General features: G+C 73.2%; 13 protein-coding genes. 9 read left to right on the forward strand and 4 right to left on the reverse strand.

Features of this window, described 5'->3' with window-relative positions:
• The first annotated feature begins 203 nt into the window (after positions 1–203).
• From FHS22_RS35160 to FHS22_RS37550, 4 genes are all read left to right on the forward strand, one after another.
• Positions 204–569 carry a hypothetical protein gene (locus FHS22_RS35160; RefSeq protein ID WP_184948528.1) on the forward strand — a complete coding sequence of 122 codons (366 nt, stop codon included), beginning with the start codon at positions 204–206 and terminating at the stop codon, positions 567–569.
• Between the two features lie 188 nt (positions 570–757).
• Positions 758–1327, forward strand: coding sequence for a hypothetical protein (locus tag FHS22_RS35165; RefSeq protein ID WP_184948529.1), 570 nt, complete (start codon positions 758–760; stop codon positions 1325–1327).
• Between the two features lie 106 nt (positions 1328–1433).
• Entirely contained in the window at positions 1434–2105 is a 672-nt protein-coding gene (locus tag FHS22_RS35170; protein WP_184948530.1) for a CBS domain-containing protein, read from the forward strand.
• A 268-nt stretch (positions 2106–2373) separates the two neighbouring features.
• Entirely contained in the window at positions 2374–2595 is a 222-nt protein-coding gene (locus FHS22_RS37550; RefSeq protein WP_338048105.1) for a hypothetical protein, read from the forward strand.
• 127 nt (positions 2596–2722) lie between these two features.
• On the opposite strand, the gene FHS22_RS35180 is transcribed toward FHS22_RS37550, so the two are convergent.
• Entirely contained in the window at positions 2723–3685 is a 963-nt protein-coding gene (locus FHS22_RS35180; protein WP_184948531.1) for an Acg family FMN-binding oxidoreductase, read from the reverse strand.
• Between the two features lie 448 nt (positions 3686–4133).
• On the opposite strand from FHS22_RS35180, the gene FHS22_RS35185 reads away from it, so the two are divergent.
• On the forward strand, positions 4134–5594 hold the full coding sequence (locus FHS22_RS35185; RefSeq protein WP_260408612.1) for a carbamate kinase: 1461 nt from the start codon (positions 4134–4136) through the stop codon (positions 5592–5594).
• A gap of 72 nt (positions 5595–5666) precedes the next feature.
• Here the strand turns inward: FHS22_RS35185 and FHS22_RS35190 are convergent, their stop codons facing one another.
• Genes FHS22_RS35190 through FHS22_RS35200 form a run of 3 tightly spaced genes read right to left on the reverse strand, consistent with a single transcriptional unit; the run spans position 5667 to position 8010 of the window.
• Positions 5667–6893, reverse strand: coding sequence for an acyltransferase family protein (locus tag FHS22_RS35190; RefSeq protein ID WP_184948532.1), 1227 nt, complete (start codon positions 6891–6893; stop codon positions 5667–5669).
• Positions 6894–6896: 3 nt separating this feature from the next.
• Positions 6897–7316 carry a DUF1707 SHOCT-like domain-containing protein gene (locus FHS22_RS35195; RefSeq protein ID WP_184948533.1) on the reverse strand — a complete coding sequence of 140 codons (420 nt, stop codon included), beginning with the start codon at positions 7314–7316 and terminating at the stop codon, positions 6897–6899.
• A 28-nt stretch (positions 7317–7344) separates the two neighbouring features.
• On the reverse strand, positions 7345–8010 hold the full coding sequence (locus FHS22_RS35200) for a phosphotransferase (protein ID WP_184948534.1): 666 nt from the start codon (positions 8008–8010) through the stop codon (positions 7345–7347).
• A gap of 173 nt (positions 8011–8183) precedes the next feature.
• On the opposite strand from FHS22_RS35200, the gene FHS22_RS35205 reads away from it, so the two are divergent.
• From FHS22_RS35205 to FHS22_RS35220, 4 genes are read left to right on the forward strand one after another with little or no spacing between them, the layout of a single operon-like run.
• Complete coding sequence (locus FHS22_RS35205) at positions 8184–9014, forward strand: ABC transporter ATP-binding protein (protein ID WP_338048104.1); 831 nt, start codon at positions 8184–8186, stop codon at positions 9012–9014.
• Positions 9004–9789 (forward strand): ABC transporter permease, encoded by a 786-nt coding sequence (locus tag FHS22_RS35210; RefSeq protein WP_184948536.1) that lies wholly within the window; start codon positions 9004–9006, stop codon positions 9787–9789. The genes FHS22_RS35205 and FHS22_RS35210 overlap by 11 nt, the downstream gene beginning before the upstream one ends.
• 29 nt (positions 9790–9818) lie before the next feature.
• Positions 9819–14507: a type I polyketide synthase gene (locus tag FHS22_RS35215; RefSeq protein WP_184948537.1), complete on the forward strand. Its 4689-nt coding sequence runs from the start codon at positions 9819–9821 to the stop codon at positions 14505–14507.
• The gene (locus FHS22_RS35220) at positions 14504–18313 is read left to right on the forward strand and encodes an SDR family NAD(P)-dependent oxidoreductase (protein WP_184948538.1); all 3810 of its coding nucleotides are present in this window, start codon (positions 14504–14506) and stop codon (positions 18311–18313) included. Before FHS22_RS35215 ends, FHS22_RS35220 begins: the two co-directional genes overlap by 4 nt.
• Positions 18314–18317: the final 4 nt, after the last annotated feature.

The raw sequence follows: 18317 nt of genomic DNA on the forward strand, positions 1-18317 counted from the left end.
GCGCCGCACCACCTCGTGGTCGTCCACCAGAACCACCCGGATCACACCCATACCCCTCAGCACCCCTCACCGCCGCCGACCGGACCCCCCGGCCGGCCCCTCCGGGCGACGGCGCTCGTCCGTCCCCGGAGCAACCATCAAAACACGGGCCCCGCCCGGACAGCAGAACGGATCCGTCCGGTGACGTTGCGTAACCTGTCCTCATGTCGAAACCAGATGTGGCGCTCCAGACCCTCGTAGATGTCGTCACCCACACCCAGGCCGGTATCAGCATCACCGTGACGGCCGACGGCGCGCCCATCACAGGGGTGCTCATCTCCGCCGAGGAGTTCGCCACCAACGTCGCCCAGCAGATAAGCAGGGCGCACGACTTCACGTCGGAGGATGTCAAGGGATTCAACCTCCTCTTCGAGCACCTCGGCGAGGCCGCTCGCGGGGAGTTCCTGCACCTGCGGAACGCGCATCTGGTCACGGGCGCCGAGGTCCCCCGGGAGGAGGGCGGCTGGTGGCGCATCCGGATCGCCGATGTCAGCGGATGGTCCTGCGGCCAGATGTCCCCGCTGAGATAACCGTGACCGCCACGCTCCGGCTCGTCCGCGAAACTCCCCGACCCGACCGGTGCGTCCGGGGCCAAGGTCCCACCGGCGGCAGGACCTTGGAGACGACGGCAGAGCCGTACGGCTCTGCGGGAAGACCGGGTCCGGCCGATGTACTGGATGACAGAAGAGAGAGCAGCGCATCGGACAAGGAGCCAGTCATGGCCGTCATCGAAGGACGCACGCCGGTCAACGGCCACGTCATCCCCACCCCCGCCGGCACCCGCGCCACCGCAGCCGCCACCCGCGCCCCCGCCGCCTACGCCTGGGCCGCCGCCCGGATCGCGCTGGGCTGGGTGTTCCTGTGGGCCTTCGCCGACAAGACCTTCGGCCTCGGCTTCGCCACCCCCGCCGCCAAGGCGTGGACCAACGGCGGCAGCCCGACCACCGGCTTCCTCAAGGGAACCGGCGAGAACGCCCTCGGCGGCCTCTTCGGCGGCCTGGCCGGACAGGCCTGGGTCGACTGGCTGTTCATGCTCGGCCTGCTCGGCGTCGGCACCGCCCTCCTGCTGGGCGCGGGCATGCGCATCGCGGCCGGCGCGGGCGCGGCCATGATGCTGCTGATGTGGGCGGCCCAGCTGCCCCTGGACACCAACCCGTTCATGGACGACCACATCGTCTACGCCGTCGTCCTGGCCGGCCTGGCCCTGGCCCACGCCGGCGACACCCTGGGCATCGGCGCCTGGTGGGGCAGGACCGCCCTGGTCAAGCGACTCCCCGTGCTGAAGTGACCGCCCGCACGACGCCCGTCCCCTGACCGAAGGGGACGGGCGTCCAGGTCGTGAGAACCCCACCTGTACGGCGAAAGCCCTCAAATCAAGCAGAAAGGTAGTGACGATGATGATGCAGGTCAAAGATGTGATGGGCCGGGTGGCCATCGCGGTGCGGCAGGACGCCTCCTTCGCCGAGCTGGTCGCCACGATGCAGCGCTTCAAGGTCGGTGCGGTCACCGTGATCGACGCCGACCGCCGCCCGGTGGGCGTGGTGTCCGAGGACGACCTCCTGCTCAAGGAGATCGTCGACCATCCGCACGGTACGGCGTTGCTGCCGGGCCGCATCCGCCGCCGGGACCGCCGCAAGGCCGCCGGCACCCTCGCGAGCCGGCTCATGACGAGCCCGGCGATCACGGTCACCGCCGGAACGCCGGTGCGCGAGGCGGCCCGGCTGATGCACGCTCACCGGATCAAGCAACTCCCGGTGATCGACACGGTGACGGGGCGGATCGCCGGGACCGTGCACCAGGGCGACCTATTGAAGATCTTCCTGCGCCCGGCCGCCGACATCCGCCGGGAGGTCACCGCCGTCCTCACCCGGCTCGGCATCCCCGCCGAGCAGATCACCGCCGGCGTCCGGGACGGCGTCGTCACGCTGGGCGGCCGGGTCGCCCGGTGCTCGCAGATCGCCTCGCTGGTGGCGGCCGTCCGGGCCGTCGAAGGGGTGGTGGAGGTCGAGGACGACCTGACCTTCCAGGTCGACGATCTCCTCACCGTCCCGATGCCCCTCCTCTGAGGCGGTCACCCCTTCCCTCCGCGACAGCGGCGGGCGCCCGCAGGGGCGGTACCGTCCACGGCCATGGGAGCTCACCCACGGCCCTCCTCCGAGCCTCACCGGGACCGGATCCACCAGGTGATCGACCGGATGAGCACCGGCCGCGCACCGACGGTGGAGAGATCCCGCGCCCGCCGGCCGTCCCCGACCTACGCACCTACGCTGGGGGCGAATCCCCGCCGCCCAGCCGACCGGACCCACCCGCGCGCAGGGCGCCTTCCTCCGCGGCATCCCCTGGCGCCACCCGGTCACCTCCTCGACCGCCTGCCGTCCTCCCCCGTCTGGCGCCGGCAACGGCTTCAGCCACCAGGACCCCGGATTCCCGGACGTCGTGGCCGGCGAGAAAGCCGGCGCGGTGCGCCTCTCCCCGCCACCGGACACCGGAACGAGCCCGGCGTCGTGCCGGCCTGCGCCGGCGACGCGCCCGCCCTGGGGACCCCGGCCGCGGTGAACACCGCCGGGGCCTGAGCGACCCGGGTCCCCACCGACGCGGCGCCCCGCAGGGGATCTGCGGGGCGCCGCTGTTCTCCGTGGCGAAGACGCCCGCGGCGGCGCACGTTCCGTGATCGTGCGTGCGCTCAGGCGGCGTGCAGCAACTCGGGGACGGGCCTGCGCGGGGCGCGCGGCACGGCGGGGCCGTACCCGAGACGGATGATCATCTGAGGGTGGCCGCCGGGATGCCGGGGATCGGTGTGGTGGCGCATGTCGCGCAGGTCCAGCGGCTGGTTGAGGAACGAGGCGGACACTCCGTGCAGGGTGGCCACCAGCAGGACCCGCTGCAGCGCCTGACCGGCGCGCAACCAGTGGGCGGGGTCGTCGCCCGGGGTGGTCAGGACGGCGAGGTGGGGACGGGCCTCGAAGCGGACGCGTTCCCGGGTCACCCTCGCGAGGTCGCGGACCGGCACCAGATCGCCGATCGGCCGCGGCCCCTGGACATAGGGCGGCATGCCGTCGGAGTGGGACGGGCCGGAGGTCCACCGGGCCAGCTCGGCGCGGTAGGCGCGGTTGCCGGTGAGCGTCTCCTCCGCCGCGGCGACCTCCTCCAGCAGGGCGACGCTCGCCGGATCGCGGAGGAAGACCAGTCCGGCCCCTTCCAACCGGGCGGCCATGCCCAGCTCGTCCGCGACCGCCGCCGGGATGGGGGCGTCGGTGAACGGCTGCCGGTTGGTACGCCGGATCTTGATCGCGTCGTACAGATCGTGCTCGGCCGTCGAGGCGGGAGCGGCGCTCGCGGGCCGTACCGCGGCCAGCAGGGTGGACGGATCGTCCCCGGCCGCCCGGGCCGACCAGATGAGCGGCCGGTGTCCGCTGACGCGCAGGGCGAGCCGGAGGTTGAACAGGGCCGCGCCGCAACTGATGCGCAGGGAGCGGCCGCGCGGATCGGCCACTTTCAGCCAGCGGTCCGGATCGGCGTGGAGCTCGATGTACTCCCGGCGGCGGGCGACGAAGCGCCACGGCTGGGTGTTGTGCACCGAAGGCGCGGTGCCGGCCGCGGTGATGAGGCGGCGTGTTCCGGCGTGGGTGGCCAGTGGGTTGAGCATGGCGAACCTCCTTGCCTTGAGGCTCGCGCACCGGCGCGGACCAGGGCAGAGGCGTAGGTCCCGGCGGCACGGGACCTACGGACCGCGGAACGGCCGGGTTAGGGCGACGGATCCGCAGGGTAATGGCGACTACGTACTGTGACGACATAGCAGCGGTAAAGGCCGTTCGCCTACGCCGCCGAGCTGGAAAAAACGGTCCAATGAGGACAGATTCCCGGCTGCTGGACAGACGCACCACGGATCGCAGAAGACCCGGGACGGTCACCGGCCACCGCGCCGTCCATGCCGAGAGGGCCACCGCCGACCGGGCAGGTGGCCGCATCACCGTCAATCGGGAAGCACCATGAAAGACACAGAAGGCTGACCGCTCACCGGAGCGGCCGCCGCCGATCGGACCGGCCGGCAGGACAGCGCCCCTCCGCCCGCCGGGGAAGGCGGGCGGCTGGGACTGCTCCAAGCCGTCGCGCTGGTCGTCGGCAACATCGTGGGCACCGGGATCTTCCTGCTCCCGGCCTCCCTCGCGGCCTTCGGGACCGTCAGCATCCTGGCGTTCGGCATCGTCACCCTCGGCGCGCTCGCGCTCGCCGTCGTCTTCGGGCGGCTCGGCCGGCGCATCCCGGCCTCGGGCGGGCCGTACGCCTACGCCCGCGACTCCTTCGGGGAGTTCCCCGGCTTCATGAACGCATGGTCGTTCTGGATCACGGCATGGGCCGGCAACGCGGGAATCGCCGTCGCCTGGGTGGGCTACGTCGTCCACTTCGCCGACGCGGCGTTCGGCCTGGACTGGAGCGGCACCGCCGCCCAGGTGGTCATCGGGCTGATCGGCCTGTGGATCCCGGCGCTGATCAACCTCGCCGGCGTCACCAAGATGGGCGCCTTCCAACTGGTCACGACCATCCTGAAGTTCGCCCCGCTGATCTTCGTCGCGATCGTCGGCCTGTTCTTCGTGCAGTCGGCCGACTTCGGCCCGTTCAACGCCACCGGCGGTTCGTGGATCGGCGCCGTCTCGGTGTCCGCCGCGCTGGTGCTGTTCGCCTACTCCGGCGTGGAGAGCGTCGGCATCGCCGCAGCCTCCCTGGCCGAGCTCGCCCGCGAGCACGAGCTCGTCATCACCCACGGCAACGGCCCGCAGGTGGGGGTCCTGGCGCTGGAGAGCGCCACCGACCCCAACCTCACCCGCCCCTACCCGCTCGACACGCTCGGCGCGCAGACCCAGGGCATGATCGGCTACTGGATGCTCCAGGCGCTGCAGAACGCGCTGCCGGGCCGCCAGGTCATCTCCATGGTCAACCAGACGCTCGTCTCCGCGGTGGACCCGGCCTTCGACGACCCCACCAAGTTCGTCGGCCAGGTCTACGACCGGGCCGAGGCCGGGAAACTGGCCGCGGAGAACGGCTGGGCGGTCAAGCCCGACGGACCGTACTGGCGTCGCGTGGTGCCCTCGCCCGCCCCGCAGCGGGTGGTGGAGACCCGGCTGATCCGGAGCCTGGTCCGCGACGGTGTCGTGGTGGTCTGCGCGGGTGGCGGCGGCGTCCCCGTCATCCGCAACGGCAACGGCCGGCTGCAGGGCATCGAGGCGGTCATCGACAAGGACCTGACCGGCTCGATGCTCGCCGAGGCGCTGGAGTGCGACGCCTTCCTGATCCTGACCGACGTGCCTCGGGTCATGAAGGGCTTCGGCACCCCCGAGCAGCAGGAGATCCGCCACACCACCCCGCACGAGCTGCGCGAGCTGGACTTCCCCGCCGGGTCGATGGGGCCGAAGGTCGAGGCGGCCTGCCGGTTCGTCGAGACCACCGGCGACATGGCCGCCGTCGGCCGCCTGGACCAGGCCGTGCAGATCCTCGAGGGTACGGCGGGCACCATCGTCACCCCCAACGCCACCTGGCCCCTGGCCAGCACGCTGTGACGATCGCGGAGCACCCGCCCCGCGCCCGTGGATGAACGCCCGGTCCCGCGGCCGTGCTCCGGCGCTCCGCCGTCACCCGGGAGAGCCGGACCGGACCGCCGCGGACGGGCGCGGCCCGGGGCGCAGGCCGAACAGGAAGCGGGTCGGGGCGGTGCGGCGGACCAGGAGGTCGTACACCGCGAAGATCAGCACCAGGGAGACCACACTGATCACCGAGAACTTCACGATGATCGGCGCCTCCCAGCCGACCACGACGAACGCGACCGCGACGACGATCGGCTGGTGCAGGACGTACAGCGGCAGAACGGCCTCGGACAGGTAGGCGTACCAGCGGCGGGACCCGGACTCCCGCCGGGTCGCCGCCGACCGGCCGCGGCGGTCCAGGAAGCCGAGTATCGCGGTCAGCCAGCACCACCCGGTCACGCCGAACAGGGCTCGGCCGGCCACCGCCTGCGGGGTCGGGTCGGTGAAGGGGTCGCCGCCCGCGGTCATCAGCAGCGGCCCGCCGACCAGGAAGATCACCACGCCGGAGACCGCGAGCAGGCGCAGGTCGCGGCGGAGCGCGGCCCTGAACCGCTCGTCACCGGCGAAGGCGAACCCGAACAGGAAGAACAGCAGGTACGCCGCCCGGTGCCAGCCCGCGAACTGCTCCTCCAGCCCGGCCAGCGCGCACACCACCGCCAGCGGCACGGCCGGCAGCAGGATGGCTCCCGGGCGGCGCTCGGCGAAGACGGCGGCGCGGTCGGCGAGCCGCGGCCCCCGGGCGCCGCCCCAGCGCACCAGCGGGACCAGCACGAGGGAGAACGTCAGCAGCAGCAGCAGGAACCACAGGTGGCCGAACTCGAAGTGCCGCCCTTCGAAGATGAACGGGAAGTCGTGCCACTTGAACCCGTCCAGGTCGAAGAAGCGCGGCAGGAACTCCAGGTAGGACTCCTGGAAGGCGGGGTCGGCCCGCTGCCGCAACCACTCGGGCACGGGCACCAGCACGGCGGTCCCGAACACCAGCGGCACCCCGAGGCGGCGCAGGCGCTCGGCGACGTACTCCCCGGCGCCCCGCCGGCGCAGCGAGTGCCACGCCCCCAGGCCCGCCAGGAAGAACAGCAGCGGCATCGCCCACAACACGCCGAGGGCCGCGACGACCAGCGTGACCGGGGTGGTCTCGGCGTTCTTCACGTAGAAGTCGTCCCGGGCGTCGAAGACCAGCGCCGTGTGGAAGAACACCAGCCCGACGACCACCAGGCCCCGGATGGAATCCAGTTCTGTGCGCCGCTCGGACGTCGTGGCGGGTGACGATGGCATGGATCAGGATCCTTCCCCGGTCGCGTCTCGTCTTCTCAGGATGATCCCGGCCGTCACGATCGCCAAGATGAGCGCGGGCGGGAGCATGCCCGTCGGCCAGAAGTCCTGGGGGCACTCCTCGGCCACGCTCACCGCCGCCCAGACCGCGACGTTGACCGCGAAGACGACCGCCCAGCCGGTCCACACGAGCTTCAGCCAGCGCGGGAGCCCGGCCGGGGACGGGCTCGGCGGGTTCCGCCGGCGCTCCTCGGGCAGGTCGGCGACCAGGTCGGCCAGCTCGCCCCGGGTCGCCGACCGGTAGGCCCGGCCCACCCGCTCGTCGAACTCCCCGAAGTCGAGGCAGCCCTCCTCCACGGCCAGCCGCAGGCGCTCGGCGGCGTCGTCGCGGTCTCGGTCGGATGCGCGTACGTCGCGGTTGTGCATGTCAGCCTCCCGGGCGACGGAGAGGTGGTCAGGACGGGGCGTGTTCGGCGAGGAAGGCCGCGATCCCGGCCTTCTCCGCGTCGGTGGTGTTCCGGTCCGCGCGCCGCCGGTCGGCCATGATCCTCAGGTACGGCCGCGCCGCCGCCGCGTCGGCGTCCTCCAGGAACGCCGCCAGCGCGGCGGCCCTGTGCTCCCCCAGCAGCGGCCCGGCCGGCACGGTGGCCAGGAGCAGCCAGGTGCAGGCGACGTCGGCGCCCGCCGCGCCGCGAGCCGCGTCGGCCCAGTCGACGACCCTCGGGCCGTCCGCGGTCAGGATCACGTTGGCCGGGTGGAGGTCCCGGTGGAGCAGGCGGTTGCCGGGGCAGCCGGGGGCGGCCTGGAGCCAGCCGGGGGCGCGCACCCCGGCCAGGTCGCGCAGCAGAGCGGCCAGGACGCGGACCCGGCGGGGCGCGTCCTCGGGCGCGCGGACCAGCTCCGCCAGGAGGTTCGGTCCGTCCACCCGCTCCATGAGGATGGCGGGGCCCTCGGCGTCGAAGACCTCCGGGGCGGGGAACCCGTGGCGGCGGGCGTGGCGCATGACGGCGGCCTCGCGTTCGAGGTCGCGGCCGTCGCGGGAGCGCCGGACGACCCGGCCGGGCCCGGCGTCGAGGATCTCGCAGTCCTGCCCGGCGGCTATCAACGGCCCAACGTCCATGCCGGTCAGATTATGAAGTAAAGCTCCGGGCGGAAATGCCGGGCCACTGGCGGGTTTTTACGGCAACTACCTGCCACCACGTGCCCCGTCAATTCCCGGCGCCATCCGTTCAAGATGGCTTCAACCGCACTAGTCCGCTTACTCCACGACATTGGGGAGGTGACACGTTGCTGGTGGCAACCGATCTCGTCAAACGGTACGGCGATGTCCAGGCCCTTGACGGATTCACTCTGAGCGTGGCAGCCGGTGAGATCGTCGGGCTCCTGGGGCACAACGGCGCGGGGAAGACGACCTTCGTCGAGATCGTGTCCCACCTGATCCGCCCCGACGGCGGACGGGTGACCATCGACGGCAGACCCCCGTCCGCCGCCCGCGGCGAGGTCGGCGTGGCGCCCCAGCATCTGGCGCTGTACCCCTCCATCACCGTGCGGGAGCACCTGGAGCTGTACGGCAGGCTCGCCGGCCTGCGGCGGACGGCGCTGCACGAGGCCATCGAGGAGCTGGCCGTCGTCCTGCGGCTCACCGAGATCATGGACAGGAGGACGGGCAGGCTCTCCGGCGGCCAGCAGCGGCGTACGCAGGCCGCCAGCGCCCTCGTCCACCGCCCCCGCCTCCTCCTGCTCGACGAGCCCACGGCCGGCGCCGACCTGGAGACCCGCCAGGCCATGCTGGACGTGGTCAAGCAGCGCGCGGGAGAGGGCGCGGCCGTCGTCTACACCACCCACTACCTGCCCGAGCTGACCGAGCTCCGGGCCACGATCGCGGTCGCGCGCAGCGGCCGGATCATCGCCAGGGGGGCCTGCGACGAGCTGCTGCGGGACCTGCCGGGCGAGGTACGCGTCACGCTGGACGGCGAGGAGGAGATCGCGGTCTCCACCTCCGACCCGGCGGCGGCCCTGGTCGACCTGCTCGGCCGGGTGAACCGCCCGGTCACCTCGGTCGACGTGCGCAACCCGTCCCTGGACGACCTCTACCGATCCCTGGCGGTCACCCATGCTGCTTGACCCCGCCCCACGCCGCCTCGGCGTGCTCGACGCGCTGCACCGCATCGGCGCGCTGGCCCGGCACAACCTGATCATCCGGTTGCGCGACCCCGGGCAGATGATCAGCTACGTCGCCATGCCCATGGTGCTCATGCTGGTGCTCAAGCCCCTGTACGTCCGGGCTCTCGACCAGGGCGTCGCCCAGATCGCCACCGGCCTGATGGTGATGTTCTCGGTGTTCGCGATCTCCATGGCGGGCAACGCGATCCTGTCGGAGCGCACCTGGCGCACCTGGGACCGGCTCCGCGTGAGCAGGGCCCCGGCGTTCGAGCTGCTGATCGGCAAGACGCTGCCGCTGTTCGTGGTGATGATCGCGCAGCAGGCGATCCTGATCGTCTACGGCTGCCTGGCCATCGGGCTCCCGGTGCCGCCGTCGCCCCCGCTGGTGCTGCTGGCCATCGTGATCTGGGCGTTCGCGCTGCTGTCGCTCGGCGCGGTGCTGGCCACGCTGGTGCGCAGCCACGGCGAGCTCAGCGTGATCTCCGACGTGGGCGCGCTCACCCTCAGCTCGCTGGGCGGGGCCCTGGTGCCGCTGAGCATCATGCCCGGCTGGGCGCAGGCGGCGGCGCACGTCTCCCCCGGCTACTACGCGCTGGACATGATGCAGGCCGCGGTGCGCGGAGACGCGGCCGGCGTCGTGCCGTCCGCGGCCGTGCTGCTGGTGCTGGGCCTGGCGGCGGGCGCGTTCGCCGCCCGCAGGCTGGCGCGCGGCTGGGGCCGCGGCGGGCTGCTGTGACAGGAACCTCCGTGAAGAAGGGCATGTTGATGGATCAGCACCATTCATCCGGCGACGCCGATATCGCGATCATCGGCATGGCCGGCCGGTTCCCGGGTGCGGCCGACATCGAGACGTTCTGGCGCAACATCAGCACCGGCGTGGAGTCGTTCACTGAGTTCTCCGACGACGACCTCCTGGCCGCGGGCGTGTCGCCGGCGACGTTCCAGCAACCGAACTACGTGCGGATGCGGCCGATCCTGGACGACATCCGCGGCTTCGACGCCGCGTTCTTCGGCTACAACCCGCGCGAGGCCACGCTCGCCGACCCGCAGCAGCGCATCTTCCTGGAGTGCGTGTGGGAGGTCCTGGAGTCGTCCGGGTACGCCGTCCCCGAGGGCCGGGGCAGCGTGGGCGTGTTCGCCGGGATGAACATCAGCGGCTACCTGCTGACCCGGCTCATGGCCTTCCAGATGGGCATCGACACCAGCGCCCTGATGATCGGGAACGACAAGGACGCGCTGGCCACGAACGTCGCCTTCCGCTTCGACCTGGACGGCCCCGCGCTGTCGGTGCAGACGTTCTGCTCGACCTCGCTGGTGGCGGTCCACCTGGCCGGGGAGAGCCTGCGGCGCGGCGAGTGCCGGATGGCGCTGGCCGGCGGCGTGTCGGTACGCATCCCCGACCGCACCGGCTACCTGTGGGAGGAGGGCGGCCAGGAGTCGCCCGACGGCCACGTGCGAACGTTCGACGCCGAGGGCCGGGGCAGCATGTTCGGCGACGGCGCGGCGGTCGTGCTGCTCAAGCGGCTCGACGACGCCGTGGCCGACCGGGACACCGTGCACGCCGTGATCCGCGCCTCGGCCATCAACAACGACGGCGCGATGAAGTTCAGCTACCTGGCGCCGAGCATCGACGGGCAGCGCCGCTGCGTGTCGGCGGCCCTCGCCCGGGCCGGTGTGGACCCCGACGACATCTCGTACGTCGAGGCGCACGGCACCGCCACCGAGGTCGGCGACCCGATGGAGGTGGCCGCGCTGACCCGCGCGTTCGGCGCCACGAAGCGGAAGCAGTACTGCGTGCTCGGCTCGATCAAGCCGAACGTGGGCCACCTGGACCGGGCCTCCGGCGTGACCGGTCTGATCAAGGTCGTCCAGTCGCTGCGCAACGAACTGATCCCCGGCACACTGCACTACCGCTCCCCCAACCCCGAGATCGACTTCGACGACAGCCCCTTCCGCGTCACCGCCGAGCCCACCCCGTGGCCACGCACGCCGGACAGGCCGCGCATCGCGGGCATCAGCTCGCTGGGCATGGGCGGCACCAACGCGCACGCCATCGTCACCGAGGCGCCTCTCCCCGCACCGCGCGGCACGCGCTCGCGCCGCTGGCAGATCCTGCCGGTCTCGGCCCGGTCGCAGGCCGCCGCCGAGCAGTCGTGCGCGCGGCTGGCCGCCCACCTGGCGACGTCGTCGGACGACCTCGGCGACGTGGCGTACACGCTGCAGGCCGGGCGGAAACCGTACGGGCACCGCAGGGTCGTGATCGCCGACTCGCCGGGGGCGGCGGCGGCCCGGCTGGCCGACCCGGCGGCCACACTGGGACGCGCGGACCCGACCGTCGGGCGGAGGACCGGTTTCCTCGTCGCGGGGGTCGGCGAGCAGTACCCCGGCATGGTGTCCGCCCTCTACGCCGACGAGCCGGCGTTCCGCGCGGACGTGGACGAGTGCCTGGCCCTGCTGGGGCTGACCGCTCCCGGCCAGCTGTCCGACATCTTCGTCCCCGCCGAGCAGGCCGGGGGCGACGCCGACGACCTGGCCAGGCTGCTCGGCCGGACCGAGGCGGGCGCGCCGCGCTCCACCACCGAGCCGCACCTGGTGCAGCCCGCGGTGTTCGTGGCCGAGTACGCGCTGGCGCGGCAGCTCATCCGCTGGGGCGTCACACCCGAGATCATGATCGGCTACAGCCTCGGCGAGTACGTGTGCGCCTGCCTGTCGGGCGTGCTGTCGCTGCCGGACGCGCTGCGGCTGGTGGCGTACCGGGCCAAGCTCATCGCCTCGCAGCCCGAGGGGGCGATGCTGGCGGTGTCGGCCGACGAACGCCGGCTGGCCGCCGTCCTGGGCGAGGTGTTCACCGGGGAGCTGGACGTGGCCGTCCGCACCGGCTCGCAGGTCGTGCTCGCCGGGCCGACCGAGGCGGTGGAGCGGGCCGCCTCGCTGCTGCTCGAATCCAAGATCGGGCACCGGCGGCTGGAGACCACGCATGCCTTCCACTCCCGGATGCTCGCCCCGCTGGCCGGCGAGCTGACGGCGTGGATCGCCGACAACATCACGCTGAACCCGCCGGAGCTGCCGTACCTGAGCAACGTGACCGGCGAGCCGGCCACCGCCGAGGTCGTGACCGACCCCGGCTACTGGGCCCGCCACATGTGCGAGACCGTCGAGTTCGGCAAGGGGCTCGGCCGCGCGCTCGGGCAGGCCGACCTGGCACTCGTCGAGATCGGCCCCGGGCAGTCACTCGGCGCGCTGACCCGCGGGCACCCGTCCTGCGACCGCAACCAGTGGCCGCTCATCGTGACCACGCTCCCCGCCGCCGGCGACGCCCAGGACGCCGGCGCCGCCGTCGCGACCGCGGTCGGGAAACTGTGGCTGACCGGGGTGCCGATCGACTGGGCCGCGCTGCACGAGGACGACGGCTGGGCACCCGGCCGGGTGCCGCTGCCGACGTACCCGTTCGAGCGGCAGGACTACTGGCTGGAGATCGACCAGAGCGCGTTCAGCGGCGGCGGGGCCGCCGCCTACGACGAGAGCGACCCGACCAGCATCGCCAAGGCGTACCCGCGCCTGCCCGACACCCGCTGGATCCACGCGCCCGTCTGGAGGCAGACGACCGTCCGGCCCGCCCGCGAGGGGGGACCCGGGCGCTGGCTGGTCTACACCGACGAGGGCCGCGCGGCCGAGCTGGCCGCGCCGCTGCTCGCGCACCTCGCCGCGTCCGGCGAGGACGTGGTCCTGGTACGGCCCGGCGAGCGGTTCTCCAGCGACGGCGACGGCCTGCGGGTACGTCCCGGCTCGGCCGAGGACGCGCTGGCGGCGCTGCGCGAGCTGGCCGGACGCCGCTGGGAGCCCGAGCGCGTGGTGCACCTGTGGTCGGTGCGGGACGCCCCGATCGAGGAGACCCTGCAGCGCGGCCTGCACACGCTGGTCGGCCTGGCCCGCGCGGCCGGCGACATGGGCCTGACCGGCTGGCAGCTCGACATCGTCACCTCCGGCGGCCAGCGGGTGCACCCGGGTGACCGCGTCCACGCCGGGCTCGGCACCCTGCTCGGCCCGGCCCGGCTGATCCCCGTCGAGTACCCGAAGGTCAGGACCCGCGTCATCGACGTCGACGCCGGAGCGGAGGCACTGCTCGCCGAGCTGCTCGCCGAGCCGTCCGACCAGGTGGTCGGGCTGCGCGGCGGGCAGCGGTGGATCCCCGACTACGAGGTGCTGGACGCATCCGTGATCGCCGCCAGGCCCCCGGCCGCCCGGGTCGAGAAGGGCGGCGTCTACCTGGTGACCGGTGGCCTGGGCGGCATCGGCCTGGCCATGGCCGAGCGGCTGGCCGAGCACTACCAGGCGCGGCTGGTGCTGCTGGGACGCACGCCGGTGCCGCCGCGCGAGCAGTGGCCCGCGATCCTGGCCTCCGACTCCACCGCCGCCGAGGTCCGCAGGCGTCTGGAGGGGCTGCGCCGCCTGGAGGCGGCCGGCGCGGAGGTCGTCACCGTCGCCGGGGACGTCTCCAGGCCCGATGACGCCCGCCGCGCCGTGGCCGCCGCCATCGAGCGCTTCGGCACGCTGAACGGCGTGCTGCACTGCGCCGGCGTGCCCGCCGTCGGGCTCATGCAGTTCAAGACCGTCGCCGACATGGAACGGGTGCTCGCGCCCAAGGTCATGGGCACGCTCGCGCTGGCCGAGGCGCTGCGCGACACGCACGTGGACTTCCTCGCGCTGTACTCCTCCACCACCTCCGCCACCGGCGGCGGCGCCGGCCAGGTGGACTACTGCGCCGCCAACGCCTTCCTCGACTCGTTCGCGCTCAGCGACCCCCTGCCCGGCGTGACGGTCACCTCCGTCGACTGGTGCGAGTGGACGTGGAACGGCTGGACCGAGGGCCTGGAGAACTACGACGAGGGCTCCAAGCAGTACTTCGCCTGGTACCGGGAGAACTTCGGCCTCACCTTCGACCAGGGCTGGGAGACCCTGCTGAGGGCCCTCGCCAGCGGCGAGCGGCACGTCGTGGCCTCCACGCAGGACTTCGCGCCTCTGGTGGCGATGAGCCGCAGGTCCTCGATCGAGAGCCACCAGGCGACGGTGAAGAAGATCAGAGACGCGTTCGGCCGGCACCCGCGCCCCGATCTGTCCACCGCGTACGTCGAGCCGCAGACACCGGCCGAGGAGACCATCGCCGGGGTGTGGGCGGAGGCGCTGGGCCTGGATCAGGTCGGCGTACACGACAACTTCTTCGAGCTGGGCGGCAACTCGCTGCTCGGCATGGAGATCATCGCTGAGGTCAGGAAGGCGCTGGAGCTGTCCTACCTGCCACCGCACATCCTCTACCAGGCGCCCACGATCGCCTCGCTCGCCGAGGCGGCCCAGGCCGGCCAGGACGCGGGCGAGCAGCCGAGCGAGGCCAGGGACCGGCAGCGGTCCCGCATCGCCCAGCGGCGCAACATGCTCAGGAGCGGAAGGACGTCATGACCACCGGAACCGACTACGACTCCGCGGTCGCGTTGATCGGCATGTCCGGGCGCTTCCCCGGTGCCAGGAACGTGGCCGAGCTGTGGAGAAACCTGCTCGCGGGGATCAAGGGCCTGCGCGCCGTCACCGAGGAGGAGCTGCGGGAGGCCGGCGTCGACCCGGGCGTCCTCGCCGACCCCCGGTACGTGCGCGTCGGCGGCCCCCTGCACGACCTCGACCGTTTCGACGCCGCCGTGTTCGGGATCAACCCGCGCGAGGCCGAGACCATGGACCCGCAGCACCGGCTGTTCCTGGAGTGCTCGTGGGAGGCCCTCGAAGGCGCCGGGTACTGCCCGACCGACGTGCCCGGCCAGGTCGCCGTCTTCGGCGGGTGCGGGTTCCCCGACTACATCGTGCAGAACCTCCAGCACCTCGGCTCGCAGCCGGGCGGGACGCTGCTCATGGCCGTGGGCAACGAGCGCGACTCGCTGGCCTCGCTGGTGTCGTACAAGCTGGGGCTGCGCGGGCCCGCCGTGTCGGTGCAGACGTTCTGCTCGACGTCGCTGGTCGCGGTGCACCTGGCCTGCCAGAGCCTGCTCACGTACGAATGCGACATCGCGGTGGCGGGCGGCGCGTTCACCCCGCTCCCCCAGCCGGCGGGCTACCTGTACGAGCAGGGCGGCATCATGTCGCCCGAGGGCCGGGTGCGCAGCTTCGACGCCGAGGCGGGCGGCACCGTGATGGGCAGCGGGGCGGGCGTCGTGGCGCTCAAGCGCATGACGGACGCGCTCGCGGACGGCGACGTCATCCACGCGGTCATCCTGGGCTCGGCGGCCAACAACGACGGCCGCCTGCGGGCCGGGTACACCGCGCCCGGCGTGGACGGCCAGGCCGAGGTGATCGAGTCGGCGCTCGGTGTGGCCGGGGTCAAGCCCGACACCGTCGGGTACGTCGAGTGCCACGCCACCGGCACCATGCTGGGCGACTCGATCGAGCTGGCCGCCATGAACCGGGTCTTCTCCCAGCCGCGCGAGACGCCGTGCGTGCTGGGGTCGCTCAAGCCGAGCCTGGGCCACCTCGACCGGGCCTCCGGCGTGACCGGGCTGATGCGGGCGGCCATGACGCTCAAGCACGGGCTGCTGCCGGGCACGCCCGACTACCAGACCCCCAACCCCGCGCTGGCCACCGCGCAGGACCGGTTCACGGTGCTGACCGAGGACCGGCCGTGGGAGACGGGGCCGCACCCGCGGCGGGCCGGGGTCAGCTCGTTCGGGCTGGGCGGCACCAACGCGCACGTGGTCATGGAGGAGCCGCCGCGGCGGCCCTCCCGCCCCGACCGCCCCGGGCCGCACCTGCTGGTGTTCTCGGCCGGCGACGACCAGGCGCTGCGCGAGGTGACCGAACGGCTGCGCCGCCGTCTGACCGACGACCGCGGCGACGACCTCGCCGACGTGGCCTTCACGCTCCAGGTCTCCCGGGGCGGCTTCGCCCTGCGCCGCGCCGTCGTCGTCCACGACCACGACGACGCGGTGGCCGCCCTGGACGACCCGTCCCGCTGGATCGACGGCAGAACCCAGCGCCGCAATCCCAAGGTCCGCCTCACCGCCCCCGCGGACGCGCCGGAGACCTGGTGGAGCGAGCTGCACTCCGCGGCCGGGACGGTGCTGCGGCACGCCTCCGCGCCCGCCGGTCCGTCCCGCGAATCGGCACTCGACGCGCTCGCCGACGGGCTCGGGGCCATCGGCGTCCGCGTGGTGCGGGACGACGACGAGCAGGTCGAGGAGGTCGTGGTCGCGCCCGGGGAAGGGGGCACCGCGGCCGAGTGGGTGCTGGGGGTCGTGGCGCGGCTGTGGATGGCCGGCAGCGCGATCGACTGGGCGGCGCTGCACAACGGGCAGGGACGCCGGGTCGAGCTGCCCACGTACCCGTTCCAGCGGCGCAGGTTCTGGGTGAAGGCCGGCCCCGCGCAGGCGCAGGCGCCGGCGGGTCAGGGCAAGACGTTCGACCGGTCGCGCTGGACCCACCTGCCGGCGTGGAAGCGGCACCCGCTGCCGGTCTCCGACCTGGACGAGCGGCTGCGCGAGGCGGGTCCGTGGCTGGTGTTCGCCGCCGACGACCGCGGCGAGGCCCTGGTCGACCGGCTCGTCCGGGCCGGCGCCGACGTGACCGCCGTACGCGCCGGCGACCGGTTCGAGCAGGAGGACACCGGTGACTTCACCGTCCGCGCCCGCAAGGCCGACGACGTGGCGGAGGTGATGTACTCGCTGGTGGCCATGCCGAGGGCGATCGTGCACGCGTTCAGCCTGGCCTCTCCCGAGCAGGACCCCGGCGCCGACCCCGCGGCGCACTTCACCGAGGAGCAGCACCGCGGCTTCTACTCGGCGCTGGCGCTGTCCCGCGAGCTGGTCGACAACACCGGGTCCGCTCCTCGCGCCGAGCTGGTGCTGCTCACCCCGCAGGCGGTCAGCGTGGCGGGCGACGACCTGCGGCACCCCGAGCACGCCGCCCTGGCCGCGCTCGCCCCCAGTCTCCAGCAGGAGAACCCGCGGCTGCTCTGCCGCCACATCGACGTGGACGCCGCCGGCGACGCCGCCGTCCTGGCCGAGCAGGTGCTGGCCGCCGCGGTCGCCGGGCACGAGGGTCCGGTGGCGGTGCGCGCGGGCGAGACCTGGCTGCGTGCGTACGAGCCGTACCCGATCGAGGAGCCGGCCCCGGAACGGCGGCAGGTACGTGACGGCGACACCGTGCTCATCACCGGCGGCCTCGGCGACGTCGGCCTGGTCCTGGCCCGGCACTTCGCCGACGCCTACGGCTGCCGCCTGGTGCTCACCGCGCGCTCCCCGCTGCCGCCGCCCGAGGAGTGGGACGCCTACCTGGCCGCGCCCCCGCCCGGCGGCGAGCGCACGGTCCGGCACATCCGCAACATCCGCGACCTGGAGAACCGGGGCGCGACCGTGCTCGCCCTGTCGGCGGACGTGGCCGACGAGGAGCAGATGCGGGCCGTCGTCGCCGCGGCGGTCGAGCGGTTCGACGCGATCGACGTGGTGGTGCACGGCGCGGGCGTGCAGGACGGGGCGTACTTCAACTTCGCGCACCTGATGGACCGGCAGCAGTGCGAGGCGCACTTCGCGGCCAAGGTGACCGGGTTCCACGTGCTGCAGAAGGTGCTCGGCGAACGGTGCCCGGACCGGCGGATCACCCTGTCGTCGATCGCGTCGGTGCTCGGCGGGATGACCCTCGGACCGTACGCGTCGGCCAACGCCGCCCTCGACGCCTACGCCCGCGTGGCGCGCACGGCCGGCCGGGGGCGCTGGGTCACCGTGGACTGGGACACCTGGAACATCGACCCCGACCGGGTGGCCGGCCACAGCGAGGCCGTCACCGACTACACGATGACCCCCGCCGAGGGCGTGGACGTCCTGGAGCGGGCGCTGTCGGCGGCCGACCGGGTCGGGCACCTGGTGATCTCCACAGGGTCGCTGGACTCCCGGATCGCGCAGTGGGTCACCGGCGACATCCACGGCGGCGGCGACGACTTCGACGACCGCGAACGGCACCCGCGCCCGGAGCTGAACAACCCGTACGTGGAGCCGCGCGAGGGCACCGAGGCCGCGCTGGCCGACATCTGGTCCCGCGTGCTCGGCATCGACCCCATCGGCGCCCTGGACAACTTCTTCGAGCTCGGCGGCCACTCGCTGCTGGCGATCGAGCTGACCACCAGGATCCGCAGGACGCTCAACGCGTCGGTGCCGGTGACCGGCCTGCTGGAGTGCCCCACGGTCCGCCGGCTCGCCGAACTGCTCGACGCCCGCGACGAGGAGGACTGAGCAC

Source organism: Thiemannella venezuelensis (assembly GCF_014203605.1).
Taxonomy (GTDB): Bacteria; Actinomycetota; Actinomycetes; order Streptosporangiales; family Streptosporangiaceae; genus Planomonospora_A; species Planomonospora_A venezuelensis.